Below are 18,535 nucleotides of genomic sequence, written 5' to 3' on the forward strand. Positions count from 1 at the left end.
AACTGCCGTTACCTCAAATACACCACAATAATAATTGATTCTAAAAGAACATAAACCAATTACATAATACAATAGCAAGGTACACCTTATATTTTAACTGCACTTAACATACAGCGGCAACCTGTCAAGTGTATCGGTTATGACGAAATTGCGGTTAGCGGTCTTTAACACTCAACCCCCCCACCTCTACTATGGCGGAGTAGAACGACGCATAATAGAAACTGCTAACCGACTGCAAAACACGGCAGATATTACCGTTTATTCAGGGACCAAAGCAGGCTTCAAAAACAAAACCCGCCTAAACGGGGCAGATTTGGTTCCTTGCCACTCAACGGACATAGTTTTTCCCATAGACAACTGGACTTTTAACAGAAGTCTAGTTAAGAAAGCAAATGCCATTGACGCAGACGTCTTTGAAGCGCATGCAGTCAGCGGTTATGGTTTTCCCAAAAAACTAAAACAACTAGGCATCGCCAAACCTTTCATCCACACCATTCATGGGGTTCTCGCAGACGAATATGAACAAGCCCGAATGGAGGGGCATCGATCTTTGAGGGGAAAAATCGCTAACCGCTTTATGCGTTACCTTGCAGGTTTGGAAAAAGAAACCGCAAAAGATGCCGCTTTGATTGTTACCATTAGCAAGTATTCGCTGGAGAAACTGCAGAAATACTACGGTGTTGACGCCTCAAAGGTAAGAATTATCCCAAACGGCGTAGACACAGACAAATACAAACCCATAGCTGACACTCTTAATGTGAGGCGGCGGTTCGGTTTAGGCGATGGTCCCTGTGTACTTTTTGTAGGCAGCTTAATTCCCAGAAAGGGATTACATTTTCTAGTTGAAGCAGCCAAAAATGTTTCTCGCATACATCCGAAGTTAAAATTTGTGATTGTTGGGGACGGCCCGTTAAAAACACAGTTACAACAAAAGGTTCAGAGCTCGAACTTGTTGGGGAACTTTGTTTTCCTAAGCCGAGTGGAAGAAGAAGTGCTGCCTGAGCTTTATAACTGCGGAGAGGTATTTGTTTTGCCATCCATTCAGGAGGGACAGGGTATTGTTTTGCTTGAAGCGCAATCTTGCGGCAAGCCAGTAGTTGCTTTTGACATTGGAGGAGTCAACGAGGCAGTAATTAACGGAGAAACAGGTTTGCTTGTTGACCGAGGGGGTAGTGATGCCCTCGCGGAGGCTTTGCTGAAACTTTTAGGGGATCAAGCTTTGCGTGGACGAATGGGGCTGTCTGCCCGCAGGTTTATCGCAGAAAACTACACCTGGAACCTCTGTGCACAACGAATGCTTAATGTCTATAGGGAAACATTAGAAGCCTAAACGTCAACATGTTTTGCTAACCGTTCGAAGTCCTCTTGGCTCATCCATTCGGTTCGCAGGTAGTGGCGGATTCTTTCTTCACTGAGCCCCAAGCGCTTGGCCTCCTGTACAGTATAGCGGTATGCTTCAATCTCTGTGGGTCTATCGACGTATTCGTAGCGGGGATCGAAGAGTTCTTTGCCGGCCATAAACTGCTTCACATGACACAATTCATGGATTAAATCAAGGTAGATGTCGGTTTTGTTGCCCCTGTTTAGGTAACTTTTGCTTATCACAAGATGTCCATCTGCGCCATCAACATACATGTAGCCGCTAAACCAGCTAAATTCAACGGTAAGATTGTTGAGGACTTCGGTTGTTTTTTCTCCAAAAATCCCTCTGACAGCAGGAACTTTGTCAAAGTCTTTGAAGTACTCTGCAAAAATCGTCTTAGAGTTACCGATACTTAGGGGGTTGATTGGGAAATTTCCGAGTTTGCGAAGGATTCTGAAGATGAAGTACTCAATTCCAGGCAAATGTTTTTCTCCTATCCGAACTTTGCAAGGTGTTCCAGTTTCATGCCTCGATGCGCCAAATCAGCCAAGTCCGCCACGCTGCCTATGCTGGCGTCGATGTTGCGATGGATGGGGTGACTCCATAAACCTTCGGGTGAGAGGTTAAACTGTAATGGCACTCTCAAGTTAAGGTGGTATTTTTGGTTTAAATCTTTAAGCAGTCTGCCTTCTCTGCACGCGACACGAGCGTTTGCGTAGCTTTGCAGAAGCTGAGAAGAACCAAACGCTCCCACGCCATGCCACATTGTTGCATCCTCAGGCGACCCCATCGAGTAGAGGAAAAACTGCGGCGAAGACGGCGTTTCAATGTAGCTGTAGTCTGAGAATTTTTCTCCCGACACAGTAAACTTGTCGTCGCAAACTGCCACAGCGACGTCTTGTGGGTCAATGGCGTTTGGGTAGAGCGCAGTTGTCTTGTATGTTACCGTAGCGTCGTGGAATCTTTCGTTTTCAAAATGCAATTTTCCTCTGGCGGCACGTTTGGAGCCAAACCCCTTCTTTGAATGCGGCACCGTCAAAAGCGTGGTGCGTTTGTTCATGCTTCGCCCCATACATGCATAAGCTGCCTCAACCGAGGTGTAGTCGCGATTGCTCTCGCTTATTATGTAGTGAAGCAAGCCGTCTTTGTTTTCCGCTGCCAAGGTGGAAAGGGGCATACGTAGAGTATAAAGAGAGAGGTCCATTCCAAAGAAGGCTGATAACTCAACTATCTGAGCATATTTGACAGTATCTACAAAATCAATGTAGGAACCATTGCAGCAATCTAATTTCTCAGCAACGAGTTCCGTTTCCTTTTTAGAAATCAGTGCACCATCATACTTTTTCACGTAGTCCTCATCGATTTTTAGTTGTTCCGTTCTGACATTAATCGCGGGAAACGCACTTTGCCCGCTTTCCACTATAGACTTCTTAAGCGGATTCATAGAATAGCGGTCAGCTTCCACGTCGTCAGTGTTAAGCAGAAATGGCACTATGTAGCCGCGGGGTGGCTTTTTTAACGCTTCAGAAAGCGCAGAGATGTCATCGATGTTTGGCTCATGCAACCCCCGCTCCAGAAAGTAGTTTGCACACGTCTCAAGCAGTCGAGTTCCAATTATACCTTGCACTTCTTCGACGGTTAACTGTGGATTTGTATATTCCACGGAGCTTCGGAAGTAGAAGTGTTCGTCTTCAAAGGGTACAGAAACCTTTTTGCCGTTGACATACTGGAAGAGGGTGACTTTTCGATTTGGGGTTTTACCCTTAGCGGCGGCTGCGCCTTCAACTAGTACTTTTACAGTTGAAAAAGAAGACTTCAAGAAGTCCTCAAGCAGAAATCTACAGTAATCTTCCATCAATTATCCTCGCTCTAATGATTCAGCCATGTATATACAATTTTTTGCAGGTGCTTTGCCTAAAAACATTCTTGAAACAGAAAATGCTTCCCTAAATCCAAACCCCCGAAAAGCCTCAAGCAACTCTACTTCGGTTTTGGGGAGTACGGCAAAGACGTCTCGCCCAGTCATTTCTGATAACGCTGCTTTAATCAGCGGTAATGCGATGTCGTATCTGGATGGGGCACAAATTAAGGGCCCAAGCCACGCCATTGACTCATAAATCGTTGCTGCAACATATCCTACAACGCCGTGGTTTTTGGATATGTAGAAGCTTGCGTTGCTTTCTGTGCAAATTATTGATTCGAGGAGTTTGTGTCTGTTTCCGCCGAAGTATTCACTATCAAAACTTATGATTTCGAGAAGTTGTTGTGCTCCAATTTTTGGCAACATATCTGCCTTGATGGCTTGGAGAGCTTTTGCTTCTAAAACTGCGAAGTCTTTGTCTACTTTAAACCCTAACTTCTCGTAGAAACCCGCTAAGTGCCTGTAAGCATACAATCCAACTGTTTCCACACCTTTTGCATACAACTGTTTGATTGCGTGAGTTACCAGCGCGGTACCTGCGCCTCTGTTGCGGTAGGATTCTTCTACGATAAGGTTGCCAAACCAGCCTATTTTGCCGTAACTGATGCAGGTTGCAATGCCTGCTTGTTTTGTGTCGTCAAGCAAAAGGAGGCAGCTGTCTGGTTCCAGTGAAGCCATAAATTCGAAGTCCTCGATTGCCATGTTCCAATTCATGGTGTTAGCTAAGTCTACTGCAAAAGGGTAGTCTGCTTCGGGCAGCGTTTTTACGGCAAACATCAAAGTAAAGTGTAGGCAGGGTATCAATTAAGGATGCTGACTGGGGGGAAAACTCATTTGTTGCTGGCTGAGAGCGCAGCGGAGAGAGCCTCGGAGCTTTTTTGGACCTCTTTGGTGATGCTGGAGAGTAGTTTGATTCGGTTTTCCAGCTTCTTTTTCTGTTGAGCAGTCAAGTTCTTGAATTTGGGCACTATATCCCCTACTACCGCCATCATGAGTTCTCGGCAGTTTTCTTGGCTTAAATCTTTAAGTTCCACATGGCCATCGGGATACTGCAAAACCAGATGCCCAGTTGGGTCAAGATGTGCCTGTGTTACGTCGCTAAATTGTGGTGGAAGTGCTAACTGGCTAACCGCGATGGAGGGTGTTAGAGGCTGCATTAATTTTAACAGGGAGGAAAAAAATTGGCTGACTAAAATTTTTTCTTCTGAACTTAACTCGCTTATTTGACCAATATCATCTGCAGTGCCTTTCAATGAGTCGACGAGTTCTTGGAGTGAGGGCTGCTTTTTCTTTTCAGTGGTTGTTGCAGTTACTGCTACTGGTTCTTGCTTAGCCGCGACTTCTTGAGTCAATATTGATCAAACCATTGATAGTTTAGCCGCAAAGAAAAGGCTTGTACGTCACTTTAATTACACACAGTGGTCGTTAAAATGCGGGTGTAAAGGTTTTTTTTAAAAAATTAGTTGAATAAAAAGGGTAACTGGCTAGTTGCCAGTGCTTGCCAGAAATTCAGCAAGTTTCTTCTTTCTGTACTCGATGACTTCGTTGAGTTCATTTTTCAGTTTTTCAGAAACTTCTGCCATGGCTGTGACTTCGCTGACCACTGTGGTTATGTTGCTGCCAACGGTTTCTGTTTGGTTGAGAATTTCGTTTGCTGATTCCTCAATTTTTGCTGCGACCTGCTCTACGCCTTCAGCAAGGGTTGCCATCTCTTTTGCTTCAACAACTACGTTTTTAGTTACTTCTTCGACTTGCTCTGCGGTAGTTGAAACGTCTCTGGCGATGCTTGCCATTTGTTGTGCTGCTGCGGTTTGCTCTTCTACAGCAGAGGATGCCTCTTCAGATGCAGAGGAACTTTCCTCAGCGATACTTGCAACTTCCTCAATGGTCTTAACTACTGTGTTTAATGCATCTAGGCCGCGTTCGACACCGTTGGTTAGGTTGCTGACTTTATTTGTCATTTCACCCATAATTTTGGAGATACCCTCTGATTCTTTGATAGCGCCTAAGACGACGTTTGCACCTTCTGCAGCACCGACCTGTGATTGCTGAGTGATGTTACTTGTTTGGGCACCTGCTTCTTTGATGCCTTTGACTAGGTTGATTGCTGAGCCTGCGGCTTCTTTGGATTGGCCAGCTAAGCCTTTAACTGCGTCGGCTACGACGGCGAATCCGCGGCCAGCTTCACCAGCACGAGCAGCCTCAATAGCCGCGTTAAGCGCCAACATGTTGGTTTGACCCGCAATATCAGAAACCGAATTAGCCATCTGACCCACCTGCTCAACAGAACTAACCATAGAAGTAACAGCTTCGGAAACGCGAGCGATGTTACTCTTAATGTTTTCAATTGCAACGAGGCCTTTTTGTCCCTTTTCGTTGGCTTCCTTGGCCTTTTTGAGGGCTTCTTCAGTGACTGCTGTTGCGTCTCTTGCAATCATGCCTGCTTCGTCCATGACTTTCTTTAGGGATTCGCTGCTTCTAGCTGCGTCTTGCGAGAGTTCGGCAAGTTTTTGGGCGCCTGTAGAGACCTGCTGTGATGCAGTGCTAACCTGCTGCATGCCGATGGCCATCTGATTAGAAACATTAGCTGCTTCTTTGCCCATCTGTACAACTTTGGCGGTGGATTTAGATGCGCCTTCTGCGCTGCTTGCAACTTTTCCTGCAACTTGGCAGACTTTTTTGGCGCTCTCAGTTGCTTTGCCCACTACTTCTGTTGCTCCGGTTGCTAATTGTGCTACTTTGGTTGCTGCTTGCATAGTTTGATATGCTAAATCGGCGGCTTTTGCGGAGTTGCAGATGGTTTCGTCTGCGGTTGCGCTAATTTTTTCTGCGCTTGCTATGGCATCTTGTAATAATTCAATTATTTGTTTTTGGTATTCTTTGTTTTTTTCGATTAACCTTTGGTTTTCTTTCATTAACTTCTCTATTTGGTCAGAAGAACTTCGTTTTTCTTTTTGCTCGTCAGTCACGAATTACCATCCACCTAATGTTATTGTAAGCAAGTTAGTGTTTTACTTATAAGTAAATTATGAAAATTGCATACATATTAAAAATCTATGCGGGAACCTGCATTAAAGAATTGCAAGCTTTAAGAATTTGACGCGGAATCTTATCCAAAGGAGCAACCACATCTACGCAGCCAGTCTGGTAGGCTACGTTTGGCATGCCGTAGACAACGCTAGTTTTTTGGTCTTGGGCGATCGTGATTCCTCCATGTTCCTTGATTGCCTTTATCCCACGCGCGCCATCCGAACCCATACCTGTTAATACGACACCGACGTTTTTTGCACCGTAAACTTCTGCCATCGACTGCATCAAAACATCAGCTGCAGGACGGACATAATTCACAGGTGGGTCAGTAGTAAGATGAATCCTATGTTCTTTAGTTACAACCATGTGGAATCCACCGGGCGCAATTAACGCAAGTCTTGCCTGTACCCGGTCCCCTTCTTGGGCTTCTTTTACTGTAAATTTGCAGCGTTCGTTTAAGCCTTCAGCGAATAATTTTGTTACCCCTTTTGGCATGTGTTGAACTATAAGAATTGGCGGGCTATCGGCAGGTAGAGAAGTTAAAACCTTAGTAACAGCTGGTGGTCCACCAGTGGATGCCGCTATCGAAATTATGTGGTCACCTATGGAGGTGGGTGCATGTAAGTCTTCTTGAACCGTTGTTTTAGTGGATGAAAGGTTAGCGCAGGCAGCGGTTTTAACTTTAGAAAGCAATTCTTCCCGCACAGATTCCATGTTAAGCGAAATCTGGCCAGAAGGTTTAGGTACGTAATCTACTGCTCCGAACTCCAACGCCTTAAGCGTCAACAACGCTTCCCGCTGGGTCAATGCACTAATCATGACAACAGGGGTGGGGTTTGATTCCATAATTCTGCGAACAGCGGTTAACCCGTTCATTTTGGGCATTTCAATGTCCATTGTGACAACGTCAGGTTTTAGGTTGGCAACTTTTATCAGCGCCTCTTCGCCATCACGGGCTGTTCCGACCACAACGATCTGTTTGTCTGACTGTAAAAGGTCACAGAGCACCCTCTGCATTAGAAGCGAATCATCAACGACGACGACTTTAATTTGCCCCATCAGAGTTCACAGACACGATTTAGGCGGTTTGTTGTTTTTCAGTTTTTATCTGGAAACCTTTTTGGTCTTCACCCATCGATAAGCCATCTTTTGTTGCTACACGAATTAGGTCAAGCAGTATGATGAGGTCTTTGTCATGTTTTGCAACACCGAGCACGGCCTCAGATTTATCAACGATTAAGCTGTCAGTGTTGGAGTCTATGTCAGTTTTTGGTAGAGTTAAAACCTCCATTACTGAGTCAACCATTATGCCAACGGGGTGTTTGTCTTGTACGATGATCATTATGTTTGTGTTATCGTTTTTGGAATCTGTCATGCCGAAGCGTTTTCGCAAATCTATTACAGGGATTACTTCTCCGCGAAGGTTGGTTACTCCTCTGACGTATGGTGGTGCATATGGAACTGGAGTTACGCCTTCAAAGTTTTTGACTTCACGCACTTGGCTTACGTTGACGCCGTATAGGACGTTGTCAAGAGAGAAGGTTAACATTTGGATTTCGTCACGTGCATTGTTTCTACTGTTAAACGCCAAATCACTCACCTAAACAGGTATGCCTATCGCTTAAGTGGTTATAAGCCCTTATGAAAACAAAGTATAGATTGAGAATATATGTAAAAAAAATGGTAAAAATTAAAACTTAGACGATGTAGCCTTTACTGGTGCAGGCAGGTAACTGGTTTTTGAGCCATTCCTCGCTCATCAGGCAATATTTTGCTGATGTACCTTCGATCTGTAAAACCATGATTAAATCCAGTTTGTCAAGCCTAGCATACTCCATCAATATATCGTACGTGTTTTGGTTTATCTCTATGTCCAAGTCTTCTTGAGCGTTATCACTTGCCCTTTTAGCGTGAAAAATAGCTTTAAGTTTATCTGCGCCCTCTTTCATGGCTACGTTAACGCTGTTTACATAGTAGATTTTGTCGTTGTAGCTTAAGATGACGTTTCGGGCGTTTTCTGATTTGACTTCGTTATGCTCCATTTCTCCCATCTCCCTGGATACTACTTTGTAGAAAGCAAGCAATAAAGGTAATCTTCCGATACTGGAATATGTCCAAAAACGAGCAGAAGCAAACAAAAACCAAAAAATCAGAAAAGAAAGGGATTAAGCGTTTCTGTTACGCTTAACGAATTGGCTAACATCCAACACGAGGACCACTTGCCCATCGCCTAAGATTGTTGCGCCACTGATGCCCTTGATACCTGACAAAGCATCGCTTAGCGATTTCACCAGTATATCCTGTTGACGAAGCACTGAATCCACTGCAAGCGCCATTTTGCTGTTTTCGTCACCCAAATATATGATTAACACCTCAAGTTCTTCTTCGTCAGATTCAGGCAGGTTGAGCAGTCTGTGAAGATGCACCATCGGAATTACACGATCACGCACGACTATGGCTTCCGTTTTGCCTAGTTTCTGTACTTCAGATTTTTTAACCCGAACGATTTCTGAAACTTGGCTTGTGGGTATAGCGAAGGTTTCTTTAGTATCTGTCACCAAAATCGCTTGAATGATTGCCAGCGTAATGGGCAGTTTAATTGTGGTTCGTGTTCCTTTCCCAACTTGGCTGTCCACATGTACGGTGCCGCCTAAGGCTTGGATTTTTGTTTTTACCACATCCATGCCTACGCCTCTGCCGCTTGTTTCAGTTATCTCTTTGGCAGTTGAGAACCCAGGCAAGAAAATCAGGTTTATGAGTTGCTCCCTGCTCATCTTGTCTAGTTCCGCTTGTGTTGCGACGCCTTTTTTGGCGGCTGAAATCTTGATCTTTTCGGGGTCGATGCCTGCGCCGTCGTCGTAGACTTCTATGATGACTTGGTTGCCGTTTCGCAGTGCAGAAAGCACGATTTGACCTGTTTCGTTTTTGTTGTTTGCTTGTCTTTCCTCTGGCAACTCAATGCCGTGGTCAACACTGTTCCTAAGCAAGTGAATGAGTGGTTCGCCGATTTCGTCGAGGACTGAGCGGTCAACCTCAATCTCTCGGCCTTCCATGATCAAATCTATTTTCTTTTTCTCCTTAAGAGAGAGGTCACGTACTAATCGGGGGAACCTGTCGAAGACTTGGCTTACTGGGACCATGCGAACTTGCATAACGAGGTCTTGGAGGTCAGCGGTTAAGCGGTCGATGTTTTCGGTGATTCGCTTTAATCCGTCGCTGTGGTGGTTGTCTGCGGTTACCTGAAGAAGAGCAATTTTGTTAATAACTAATTCGCCAACCAGGTTCATCAGTTTGTCGAGTTGATCGAATTTTACCCGGACCGTTTGAGCTGTTTGGGTGTCAACGGCTACCTTAGTAACAGCCTTGTTTTCGACGGTAACGTTGTAGTTATTTTCAGGCTTCAAAGTGGCCTGCACCTGCGCCTGAGTGGACATTGCATTAAGGGTTGCAGCTTTATCGGGGCAGAATGCAACAGAGACTTCTTCGACTTCAAGCACCTGTTTTGCACAGTTCTCTATGGTTTTTTCGTCAAATTTACTTGTAACCATCAGCTTAAAGCCATCACTTAACTTCTGCTCGTCTAGGTCATTTTTTTCTGGAACAGATTTAACGACTTTGGCGACTTCGTTGATTTTGTCAAGAACCATACCGGCGCGTATGGTTTTGAATCCGCAGTCAGAGGTAAACTTGAGGTTAACTGTATAGCATTTTTCTTCCTGATTAGGTGCAGGTTGAGCGGGTTCTTGTTTGATTTCTGCTTTTTCTTGCTGTTTGTTTTCTGTCTGAGGGGTGGGTTGTGGTGTTTGGGGTTTTTGAGGTGGGGGTTGATTTGAAATGCCGCTTAATTCAGACTTCATTGAATGTAGTTTGGCTTTGTAATCTTCATAGTTTATTTCGCCTTCGACGTGGTTTTGGATGTTGTCAAGACGTTGTGTGAGTGCATCGACGCATTCTAAGAGCAAACTGATTAGGTTGGAGGAGGGTTTGCTTCCTTTTCTCATGTCGTCGAATATGTCTTCCATGGCGTGGGTGAGTTCTTGAAAATCCTTAAAGCCCATCATGCCCGAGGAGCCCTTGAGTGTGTGGGCTGAGCGGAAGAGCATGTTAACGACCTCTTGATTTTCAGGTTCCTTTTCTAGAATTAGCATTGACTTTGTGATTGTGTCTATGTGCTCTTTGGCTTCTTCAATGAATAGTTCTCTGTATTGGTCGTTATCGAAAGACATCATTTCACCTTAAATGAACAGTGACCCTAGTAGTTTAGAGTAAAATAGCCGTGGAATTGGTAATTTGTTAGAGTGCGTCTCTGCTGCGACACCCACAATGGCAGTACAGTAAATTTATTTTTGAACGATTTTTATTTGGTAGAGGTTAGGCCAGTTTTTGCCCGTTATGTAGAGGCGGTCGTTTTGTTGGTCGTATGCTATTCCGTTTAAAACAGAATTTAAGTCGCTGGATTGGTGTATTCCTGATAGGTCTATCCAGCTTTTTACTTGCCCAGTTTGGGGATTGAATATGGCGATTTTTTGTTCCAGAAAAATGTTGGCGTATACGTCGCCGTTTACGTATTCAAGTTCGTTTAGGTAGTTTACTGGTTTGTTGCCGTCTTTAACGGTGATTTGTCCTGTTATGGCGTAAGTGGTGGGGTCCATGAAATAGAGGGTGGATGACCCGTCGCTCATGATTAGTTTTGTGCCGTCGTAGGTTAATCCCCATCCCTCTGTGTTATAGCTAAAGTTCCCGACTAAACTGAACGTTTCTTTATCATAGACAAACCCAGTGTGCTCAAGCCAAGTCAACTGAATCAACGAATTATTTACTAACGCTAAGCCTTCACCGAAGAACGCGTTGGACAGTTTAAACTCTTGCAAGACGTTGCCACTTGAAATATCAACACGACGCAAGTAAGAATTTCCGTAGCCGCCAGTGCTTTCATACAAGACACCCTGATGGAAAACTAATCCTTGTGTAAAGGCGTTGGTATCATGCGGGTAAGTGTTGATAATTTGGTATGTGTATGTTGGGGCCACTCCGGTGGGTGTTGTTGTGGGCGTCGCTGAGGGGTTTGGAGAAGTTGAAGTAGAGGGAAAAGGGGTAGCAGTTTGAATTGGCGACGGCGTTGGAGTGGATGTGGCATGGGGTGTGGGGGTTGGTTCGGTTTGCGATAGATGACTACCAAGAAAAATGCCTGATGCACCTACCACAACCACAGTTAAAACTACAATTATGGCGGTAATTTGCAGTTTTTTCATCTTAAACCTAACAATACCACTGCGTGTTTATATCTTCGATGTTGAAGTCGAAAAACCTTCTGAGCGAAACACTTAAGTGTTCAGAGAATCTAACATGTGTCTCAGACTACAAAATAGGTGTTGAAATCAATTGGCTGTAGAAGGTTTTTTCGAAAACAAAAAGGAACCAGTAGAAGCCAAAGTCGGCGACTTAACCCCACAATCTAAGGCTGTTAACGTCACGGCAAAGGTAGTATCCAAAACTGAAATACGTGAAATCCCAATGGGCAGAGACGGCTCACCCCACAAAGTCAGCGATGCACTCATCGGCGACGAAACAGGTGTAGTCTACCTAACATTATGGGATGACAACATCGAGAAGGTAAACGACGGAGACACCGTACGTGTTGAAAACGGATATGTAACCCTCTTCAAAGGCAACATACGCCTAAACATCGGCAAATACGGAAAACTTGAACCCGCACAAGCCCCGCTTGCAGCAGAAGTAAATACAGAAAACAACGTTTCAAGCAAAACCTACGAGCAAGAACGCAGACCATTCAGAGGCGGAAGAGGCGGCGGACGCGGATTCGGCGGTGGCGGCTACGGCGGTAGAGACCGACGTGGTGGCGGCGGCTTCGGTGGCGGTCGCGATAGAGGCGATCGTCGCGGTGGCGGCGGTTACAGGCCAAGATACTAAACTTTCAATGGTTTAGAAAAAGAATTTTTTCTTTTTTTGTTTATTTTTACACATTTGTGTTTTAGGCTATTTTGCGTATAGATATCCATAAATGATGCTGCTTCTCGGAAACGCTTAAAACCCTCCGCGGAGTAGCCGTCAATAGGAGAATACTACTTTGGTTTCCAACGAAAAAAACAAGCCCACAGTGGACGAATTGCTCGCGAAAGCCAAAAAACCCGCCCAGCTCTCGCCCCCAATGCACCGATTTTACGAGGGAAAAATGCAGGTTATCCCAAAATGTGCCATCCGAAGCGTGGATGACTTCGCAATATGGTACACCCCAGGGGTTGCAGCTGCATGCAGACAAATTCAAGCTGACCCCGACAAATCTTTTGAATTAACTAACCGATGGAACTATGTGGCAGTTGTCACAGACGGCACCCGCGTTTTAGGTTTAGGCGACATAGGCCCTGAGGGCGCCATGCCCGTCATGGAGGGCAAAGCGTTGCTGTTCAAGTACCTCGGAGGCGTCGATGCTTTCCCAATCTGCCTGCGAACCAAAGACCCTGAAGAAATTGTGAAAATCTGTAAGGCCCTTGAGCCTACCTTTGGTGGCATAAATTTAGAGGACATCGAAAAACCCAAATGCTTCCATGTGCTCGAAAAAGCGCGTGCCGAGATGAACATTCCTGTTTGGCATGACGACCAACAGGGCACCGCAACCGTCATCTTAGCAGGCTTAATGAACGCCTTCAAACTTGTCGGCAAGAAACCCAAAGAAAGCCTCATTACTCTTGTGGGTTCAGGAGCCGCCAACATACGCACTGCATACGTGCTCATGAAGTGGGGCGTAAAACCAGGCAACATAATACTCGCTGACACAAAAGGCGTCATCTACAAAGGCAGACCAGACATTACAGAACAAGAAGACCCTTGGAAATACGATGTAACCCAAAAAACCAACGCAGAAGGCAGAACAGGCGACATCGCAGCAGCTTTCAAAGGTGTTGACGCGGTTGTTGCGGCTTCAAAACCTGGTCCAGGCACGATAAAGAAGGAATGGGTGAAAAGCATGGCTTCTGATGCGATTGTGTTTGCGTGTGCTAACCCGATTCCTGAGATTTGGCCTTGGGAAGCTGAAGAAGCAGGCGCAAAAGTCGTAGCTACGGGTCGCAGCGACTTTCCAAACCAAGTTAACAACAGCATGGGGTTCCCAGCGATTTTCCGTGGAGTACTAGATGTAAAAGCAAAAACTGTCACTGATGACATGTGCGTTGCCGCGGCTACGGAGCTTGCTAATTACGCCGAAGAGCGCGGTATGACTGAGAGAGACATCTTGCCGCATATGGATGAGTGGGAAGTTTTCCCCAGAGAAGCAGTCGCCTGCGCACTCAAATCCATTGAGCAAGGTGTTGCACGAATCAAACCGAGCCGACAGGAACTCTACGAGCGTGCTTCAGCCATCATCAAGAACGTTAGAGCATCCACCGAGTTATTGATGAAGCATGGCTTGATTAAGCAGCCACCAAGCGAAGAGGAGCTTCTAAAATAAACTTGCTTTTTCAAAAAATAAAGGAAATTAAAGTGGAGTTATCTTCACAATATTCCTTTTTTCCAGTCTACGCAACGCGTCGAGGCATTCGTCTTTCTTTGCACCGCTAAGGTTCAGGTTGAGCATAATTTCTTTTATAGAGACGCCTGGTTTGCCGAGGTTTTCGTGCTTCTTATGCAGGTGCTTAACAATGGATTTTTCGAGTTTCCCGCAACGCCAAGTAGTGTTACGTATCAAAACAACGATGGTTCGAACAAGAGTCTGCTCGTTTGATTTCCTTCCACGGGATTCTCCCATTTCTCCCCACTACCAAATTTTACGGCTTCAATTCATTTAAACGTTTGTTCGCCAGCTAAAAAACGGGGCTTGATTTGAGGCGCTTTCTCAGAGCGCTTTTTTAAGGTATAATCCATGTTTTTTGCCGTAGTAGCGTTCAAGTTTAGAAATGGTTTGATAGCCCATTTTATGGTAGAGTTTGATGGCGGCATGGTTGTCCTCTCGCACTTCAAGCCTGCATTCAGGTATTCCTCGTTGCTTAAAGAGGGCTTCCAGTTCTTTTAGCAGCCTGACTGCGATGCCTTTGTGGCGATGGTTCGGTGCAATGTTTAGGGTGATTATGTGGCCGTATTCTGTTTGGTCGGTTTCTATTTGGGCGATTATGAAACCTGCAACATCAGAGCTTACTTTGGCAGCTAATGCTATGGTGTTGTAGTCAGTTAGCAAGTAGGCTATCTGGCGTTTAGAAAACGCTTCCTCCTCAAAGCACTGTGTCTCTATTTTGTAGAGTGTGTCGAGGAGTTTGTTTGTCGCGGTTTCGATTTTAACTTCCATAATTAGTCTTTAACTACTATTAGGTTGAGTTTGTTTTTAGTTTTTTCCGTCTAAGCACTCATGAGCAATCACAGGCTTTAATTCGATGTATTGTTGAACTGAGAAACCGACAAAAAATCGCAGCCAAAGCGTAATTAGCCTCGTCAAAATCGTCGCGGTGGCTGCAAGTTCGGCGGGTATGCCCATAGAAAAGTAAAGTGTAGTCATGGTTGCTTCTGGGAGCCCCACCTCAAAGGGTATACCCACGGGGATTGATTTTACGGCTAAAACTATGGCGGCAGTCACCAAAATCACGCTCCAAGAAACAGGATAACCAAGTGACCAAAACACAAGGTAGGGAACACATAAACTGAAAAACCAGGTTACGCCAAGATAAAGCAGGGATTCTAAGAGGGGCTTTTTGTTTTGGCGAAATTCAACCATAGCATCATGGAAGTTATCGCTGATTTCAGTCGCTTGAGTTTTTAGTTTAAGCAGTGTCCATTTGCCCATAGAAATTTTCGTGGCAATTTTTGAAACCCAATTAACGATTTTTAAGGTTAGGTTTTTGCTCGACGACAGGGCGGCCAAGATAATTGTCAAGGAGGCAATTGCTACTGCAACTGCGATTATGACGTTTAAAACTGCTGTGGAAACCTGTGCTTCAATGGACAACAAAACAACACCTAAAACAAGTATGAGCACGTTCATAGCCATCCCCAAGAGACGATGGGTAAACAGTGAAGCTACGACTTTTCCAAACGAGCCACATTTGTCGCGGGTAAGAAGGTATGTACGGATCACTTCACCGCTTATTGATTCCGCAGGTACCAATATGTCAACGTATATGCTGTACCAGAGGTAGAGGTAGGCTTTTTTTATGGTCATTTTAATGTTCAGATGTCTAGTTAGAGAGTGCCACGAGATTGCAAAGAAGAAAATTTCCAGAAAACCGCATCCGATGGCTACGGCGAAAATCAGCAAGTTCGTGGTTTTAGCGGTTTCTATGATTGATAAGATGTCCACTTCGAAGAGGTAGATGTAGAGAAAGAACGCGACTAAACCAATTAGCGGAAACAGCAGTGTCTTCCAAGTTAACTTCGGTTTGGTCGAATCCATTACAACCAGCGTGAACATGGAGGTATAAAACAGCGATTATATACTTTATCCAACTCTAACCTGAATCTGTACTAAATTCACAGATTCAACACTTATTCGCCCCACAGTTTGGAGGAGACTGGTTAGAAGCGGACAGGGGTTGAATTTATGTTTCTGCGTAGTTTACTCGCGGCTAATACGGTTCCTGCAGCAGCTATTGCCAGAAACGCCACCAAAGCTACAGCGGGAAATTCAGGCACAACAACGGTTACTGAGTCTACTGATGTTGAGGGCGTAACCAAACTGACCTGCCCGCCTGAGGGACGTTTTGCAAGTTCCGCCGCTAAGGATAACCCGGTGTCGCCGATGCTTGTCACGTTAAATTGGATTGTTGCTATGATTCCGCTTCCGCTAAACGAGGGAGTGGAGGAACCTGTAGAAGTTGCCAGTAAATGGTACTGCCCACTGGTCAGGGTGTTATCTTCGACTTCTATGGGGTAGGTGGACGATTCATGGAGGACCCCCTGAGGATGCGATTCTACGCCGAGCATTGGTGTAACGTTTATGGCTTTTAGCACTGAGGGGTTCCAGTCAAGGGTAACGTCAAGACCGTAAATGTCTTGGGCGTTAGAGAGCTTTAGGGTAACCGTTAGAATGTCACCTACTTTTGGTTGGCTAGCTGAGGCCTCGGCTTTTACCGCTACACCCTGCGCTGACTCAACCTGCAAAACGTTAACAGAAACTATGCTTATTAACAAAGTCATCAAAACGATTACTGAAACCTGCTTGATCGGTATCATTACTTTTTCTCCACTACAGGGTCCTTAAGAACCACTATCTTATCTCGCCCCTTCTTATACCTTGCCAGACTCCCTCTGCTTTCCAAAGCCGACAACAACTGGCTTGTTTTTGCCTTCGAAAAACCCAGACGCTCAGTAACCTCAGATTGACGCATGGTACCTCCAGAATTTCTAAGCAGCCTGAGAACTTTTTCATCTTCTGACTCGATTGATGGCTTTTCTGGATGGATTCTTTCGGGTTTGCTGTTGCCTTTTCGCCGTTTAAACAGGTAAACACCTGCTACCGAGACGCTGGCCGAGACTAAGACAAAGACCGCAATCAAACTCCACCCAAAAGTAAAGCCCCCAAAAGAAACGTTACCGTTGCCCAAGGTTAAAACTACATTTACTTCGCCTGCTAAGTCGTGGGTTCTTGGCCACCTTATCACCTGACCTGCACCTTGGCCCTCAAGCGGAGGCGGGTACACAGATTTAACGGTATACTCTTCTGGGTAGCTTACCTGCATTGAAGCATCGCCGAAAAGTTTACCAAAAAAGTTGTTAACTCCAAAAACGTCACCAAAAATCAAGTCGCTGCCTTGTACTACACAGAAACCTTCCCAGATAAATGAGTACACGGTAATTTTGGAATTAAACGAGAGCGTGCTGTCTATCTGTAAAGACGTCTCATCAACGCTCATGGTTCGAAGGGTGAGGTTTTGCGCTGACTCGACAAGGTCAAAAACCTTGTTTTGAAAGCCCTCCCACGTTTCCACGGGGTCATCGCTGTTTGAGAACTGCCTTATAGTCCACAAAGCTGAACCGTCTTCACGTATGTGCACGGTGTATTCGAAGTAGTTTTGGCAATGAACAGTTTGCAGGGCAAGCAGTGTGAAAAGCAGGGTGATGGTTACGGTACATGCTGCGAGGCGGTGGTTTCTCATGTATTTTCCGTCGTCATTATTGGCGGGTAATTCTTTAAGCCTTTCTCATCGCCGCAATCTTTTTTGAGCCGTTCTACAGGTTCATTGTTCTTAAGATAGCTGAACAGGTTTTAGGTAAGTTAGCAGTAAATAACTTAACTGGAAAGTTTCATTTATTTTTTTAGACTTGAATGAACCTTTTTAAACTAAAATAAACTATTTTTGGGTTTATTATCTGAAAATATGGTCAGAAACGCTTTTATCATCACGTTTTAATAGGTTTTTGAAGAAAAAAGGTGAAAACATGAACAAAAAAAACGCACTAATCTTCGCAATAATAGGCCTCCTACTATCAAGCAGCGTAGCCTTCGCAGTTGACGTAGCCGCCGCAAAACCTGGACTGACAGATAACGCATCCAACAGGTTAACCCAAGCAAGCTGGATACGAATAAACGGCAACATAGAACAATGGGGAACAACCGATGTCCGTGGTCAACTTCAAGTAGTCAGCCGAACCGCAATACACCAAAACACTTCTAACTCTAAAGAAGCAATATCAGCTAGCGCCATCTGGACAGAAAACACAAGCCGCGCAATCCACTCCGCCCGCGCAAAAGAGAACTTTACCTACGTATTCTACGTTGCAAGACTACCAAACGCTTCAGTAACAACCTTCACCTCATCAGATGGAAACTACTTCATGAGCGGAACATGGAACTACGCTAAAGTAACAGCCACAACAACAGTCACCACCGACGAAAACGGCACAGTAACCCGCGTCCATAGAGAACAAGATTCAGAACCCATGCAAGCATACGGAGAATTAACAATCACAGGCAACAAATTTACACTCAAAATCGACGGCGTAGATCAACTCTCAGGATCAGTATACCGCTCCATAACTCGCTCGTGGTTTAACCCCTTCAAGATGGGCGACGACGCATCAACAAACGCTGTAGTCCGCTCAGACGTAAAAGCCATCGGCAAATGCTACGGCAGCATGCCGGGTTGGGGCAACTTTGACATGAGCATGGACTTCAACAACAACTACCGCGTAGACATCTCAGACATATCTTCAGTAGCAGCCAACATGTAAAACAACACTTTCTTTTTTAATTTTTTTAAACAAACAAGTTTAATACTCTC

The 18,535-nt window shown here is 45.0% G+C and carries 19 protein-coding genes; 4 read left to right on the top strand and 15 right to left on the bottom strand.

The window, feature by feature from the left end; all coding sequences use genetic code 11:
* Positions 1-139 precede the first annotated feature (139 nt).
* Positions 140-1,330, top strand: coding sequence for a glycosyltransferase family 4 protein (locus NWE96_11775; GenBank protein ID MCW3984648.1), 1,191 nt, complete (start codon positions 140-142; stop codon positions 1,328-1,330).
* On the opposite strand, the gene NWE96_11780 is transcribed toward NWE96_11775, so the two are convergent.
* From NWE96_11780 to NWE96_11825, 10 genes are all read right to left on the bottom strand, one after another.
* On the bottom strand, positions 1,327-1,845 hold the full coding sequence (locus NWE96_11780; protein ID MCW3984649.1) for a hypothetical protein: 519 nt from the start codon (positions 1,843-1,845) through the stop codon (positions 1,327-1,329). The two genes, NWE96_11775 and NWE96_11780, sit on opposite strands and share 4 nt — an antisense overlap.
* A gap of 11 nt (positions 1,846-1,856) precedes the next feature.
* Positions 1,857-3,218, bottom strand: a complete 1,362-nt coding sequence (locus tag NWE96_11785; protein ID MCW3984650.1) for a hypothetical protein — start codon at positions 3,216-3,218, stop codon at positions 1,857-1,859.
* Between the two features lie 3 nt (positions 3,219-3,221).
* Positions 3,222-4,088 (bottom strand): GNAT family N-acetyltransferase, encoded by an 867-nt coding sequence (locus NWE96_11790; GenBank protein ID MCW3984651.1) that lies wholly within the window; start codon positions 4,086-4,088, stop codon positions 3,222-3,224.
* A 26-nt stretch (positions 4,089-4,114) separates the two neighbouring features.
* Positions 4,115-4,636, bottom strand: a complete 522-nt coding sequence (locus NWE96_11795; GenBank protein ID MCW3984652.1) for a hypothetical protein — start codon at positions 4,634-4,636, stop codon at positions 4,115-4,117.
* A 132-nt stretch (positions 4,637-4,768) separates the two neighbouring features.
* The gene (locus tag NWE96_11800) at positions 4,769-6,253 is read right to left on the bottom strand and encodes a methyl-accepting chemotaxis protein (protein ID MCW3984653.1); all 1,485 of its coding nucleotides are present in this window, start codon (positions 6,251-6,253) and stop codon (positions 4,769-4,771) included.
* Positions 6,254-6,338: 85 nt separating this feature from the next.
* Complete coding sequence (locus NWE96_11805; protein MCW3984654.1) at positions 6,339-7,373, bottom strand: chemotaxis response regulator protein-glutamate methylesterase; 1,035 nt, start codon at positions 7,371-7,373, stop codon at positions 6,339-6,341.
* 19 nt (positions 7,374-7,392) lie between these two features.
* Entirely contained in the window at positions 7,393-7,905 is a 513-nt protein-coding gene (locus NWE96_11810) for a chemotaxis protein CheW (GenBank protein MCW3984655.1), read from the bottom strand.
* 106 nt (positions 7,906-8,011) lie between these two features.
* Complete coding sequence (locus NWE96_11815; GenBank protein ID MCW3984656.1) at positions 8,012-8,356, bottom strand: hypothetical protein; 345 nt, start codon at positions 8,354-8,356, stop codon at positions 8,012-8,014.
* A gap of 123 nt (positions 8,357-8,479) precedes the next feature.
* Positions 8,480-10,540, bottom strand: a complete 2,061-nt coding sequence (locus tag NWE96_11820) for a chemotaxis protein CheA (protein ID MCW3984657.1) — start codon at positions 10,538-10,540, stop codon at positions 8,480-8,482.
* A 114-nt stretch (positions 10,541-10,654) separates the two neighbouring features.
* A complete protein-coding gene (locus tag NWE96_11825; GenBank protein ID MCW3984658.1) occupies positions 10,655-11,566 on the bottom strand; it encodes a glutaminyl-peptide cyclotransferase in 912 nt (303 codons plus the stop codon).
* Positions 11,567-11,696: 130 nt separating this feature from the next.
* On the opposite strand from NWE96_11825, the gene NWE96_11830 reads away from it, so the two are divergent.
* Both NWE96_11830 and NWE96_11835 read left to right on the top strand, forming a co-directional pair.
* The gene (locus tag NWE96_11830) at positions 11,697-12,245 is read left to right on the top strand and encodes an OB-fold nucleic acid binding domain-containing protein (protein MCW3984659.1); all 549 of its coding nucleotides are present in this window, start codon (positions 11,697-11,699) and stop codon (positions 12,243-12,245) included.
* Positions 12,246-12,483: 238 nt separating this feature from the next.
* Complete coding sequence (locus tag NWE96_11835) at positions 12,484-13,779, top strand: NADP-dependent malic enzyme (protein MCW3984660.1); 1,296 nt, start codon at positions 12,484-12,486, stop codon at positions 13,777-13,779.
* 27 nt (positions 13,780-13,806) lie between these two features.
* Here NWE96_11835 and NWE96_11840 read toward each other — a convergent pair whose 3' ends face one another.
* From NWE96_11840 to NWE96_11860, 5 genes are all read right to left on the bottom strand, one after another.
* Positions 13,807-14,076 (bottom strand): hypothetical protein, encoded by a 270-nt coding sequence (locus NWE96_11840; GenBank protein MCW3984661.1) that lies wholly within the window; start codon positions 14,074-14,076, stop codon positions 13,807-13,809.
* Positions 14,077-14,163: 87 nt separating this feature from the next.
* On the bottom strand, positions 14,164-14,610 hold the full coding sequence (gene rimI, locus NWE96_11845) for a ribosomal protein S18-alanine N-acetyltransferase (GenBank protein MCW3984662.1): 447 nt from the start codon (positions 14,608-14,610) through the stop codon (positions 14,164-14,166).
* Positions 14,611-14,646: 36 nt separating this feature from the next.
* Positions 14,647-15,708: a flippase-like domain-containing protein gene (locus tag NWE96_11850; protein ID MCW3984663.1), complete on the bottom strand. Its 1,062-nt coding sequence runs from the start codon at positions 15,706-15,708 to the stop codon at positions 14,647-14,649.
* Between the two features lie 122 nt (positions 15,709-15,830).
* Positions 15,831-16,487: a cohesin domain-containing protein gene (locus NWE96_11855; GenBank protein MCW3984664.1), complete on the bottom strand. Its 657-nt coding sequence runs from the start codon at positions 16,485-16,487 to the stop codon at positions 15,831-15,833.
* Positions 16,487-17,410, bottom strand: a complete 924-nt coding sequence (locus NWE96_11860; GenBank protein MCW3984665.1) for a MarR family transcriptional regulator — start codon at positions 17,408-17,410, stop codon at positions 16,487-16,489. Before NWE96_11860 ends, NWE96_11855 begins: the two co-directional genes overlap by 1 nt.
* Positions 17,411-17,693: 283 nt before the next feature.
* Between NWE96_11860 and NWE96_11865 the strand changes: the two genes are divergently transcribed.
* Positions 17,694-18,485 carry a hypothetical protein gene (locus NWE96_11865; protein ID MCW3984666.1) on the top strand — a complete coding sequence of 264 codons (792 nt, stop codon included), beginning with the start codon at positions 17,694-17,696 and terminating at the stop codon, positions 18,483-18,485.
* The last annotated feature ends 50 nt before the right edge of the window (positions 18,486-18,535 follow it).

It is taken from the genome of Candidatus Bathyarchaeota archaeon (assembly GCA_026014685.1).
Classification (GTDB): Archaea; Thermoproteota; Bathyarchaeia; order Bathyarchaeales; family Bathycorpusculaceae; genus Bathycorpusculum.

Bases quoted from the DNA above. Each gene is read 5' to 3' on its own strand.
- rimI (MCW3984662.1), bottom strand. From the start codon at position 14,610: ATGGAAGTTAAAATCGAAACCGCGACAAACAAACTCCTCGACACACTC.
- NWE96_11805 (MCW3984654.1), bottom strand. From the start codon at position 7,373: ATGGGGCAAATTAAAGTCGTCGTCGTTGATGATTCGCTTCTAATGCAG.
- NWE96_11785 (MCW3984650.1), bottom strand. From the start codon at position 3,218: ATGGAAGATTACTGTAGATTTCTGCTTGAGGACTTCTTGAAGTCTTCT.
- NWE96_11815 (MCW3984656.1), bottom strand. From the start codon at position 8,356: ATGGAGCATAACGAAGTCAAATCAGAAAACGCCCGAAACGTCATCTTA.
- NWE96_11850 (MCW3984663.1), bottom strand. From the start codon at position 15,708: ATGGATTCGACCAAACCGAAGTTAACTTGGAAGACACTGCTGTTTCCG.
- NWE96_11825 (MCW3984658.1), bottom strand. From the start codon at position 11,566: ATGAAAAAACTGCAAATTACCGCCATAATTGTAGTTTTAACTGTGGTT.
- NWE96_11835 (MCW3984660.1), top strand. From the start codon at position 12,484: ATGCACCGATTTTACGAGGGAAAAATGCAGGTTATCCCAAAATGTGCC.
- NWE96_11775 (MCW3984648.1), top strand. From the start codon at position 140: ATGACGAAATTGCGGTTAGCGGTCTTTAACACTCAACCCCCCCACCTC.
- NWE96_11840 (MCW3984661.1), bottom strand. From the start codon at position 14,076: ATGGGAGAATCCCGTGGAAGGAAATCAAACGAGCAGACTCTTGTTCGA.
- NWE96_11855 (MCW3984664.1), bottom strand. From the start codon at position 16,487: ATGATACCGATCAAGCAGGTTTCAGTAATCGTTTTGATGACTTTGTTA.
- NWE96_11860 (MCW3984665.1), bottom strand. From the start codon at position 17,410: ATGAGAAACCACCGCCTCGCAGCATGTACCGTAACCATCACCCTGCTT.
- NWE96_11865 (MCW3984666.1), top strand. From the start codon at position 17,694: ATGAACAAAAAAAACGCACTAATCTTCGCAATAATAGGCCTCCTACTA.
- NWE96_11820 (MCW3984657.1), bottom strand. From the start codon at position 10,540: ATGTCTTTCGATAACGACCAATACAGAGAACTATTCATTGAAGAAGCC.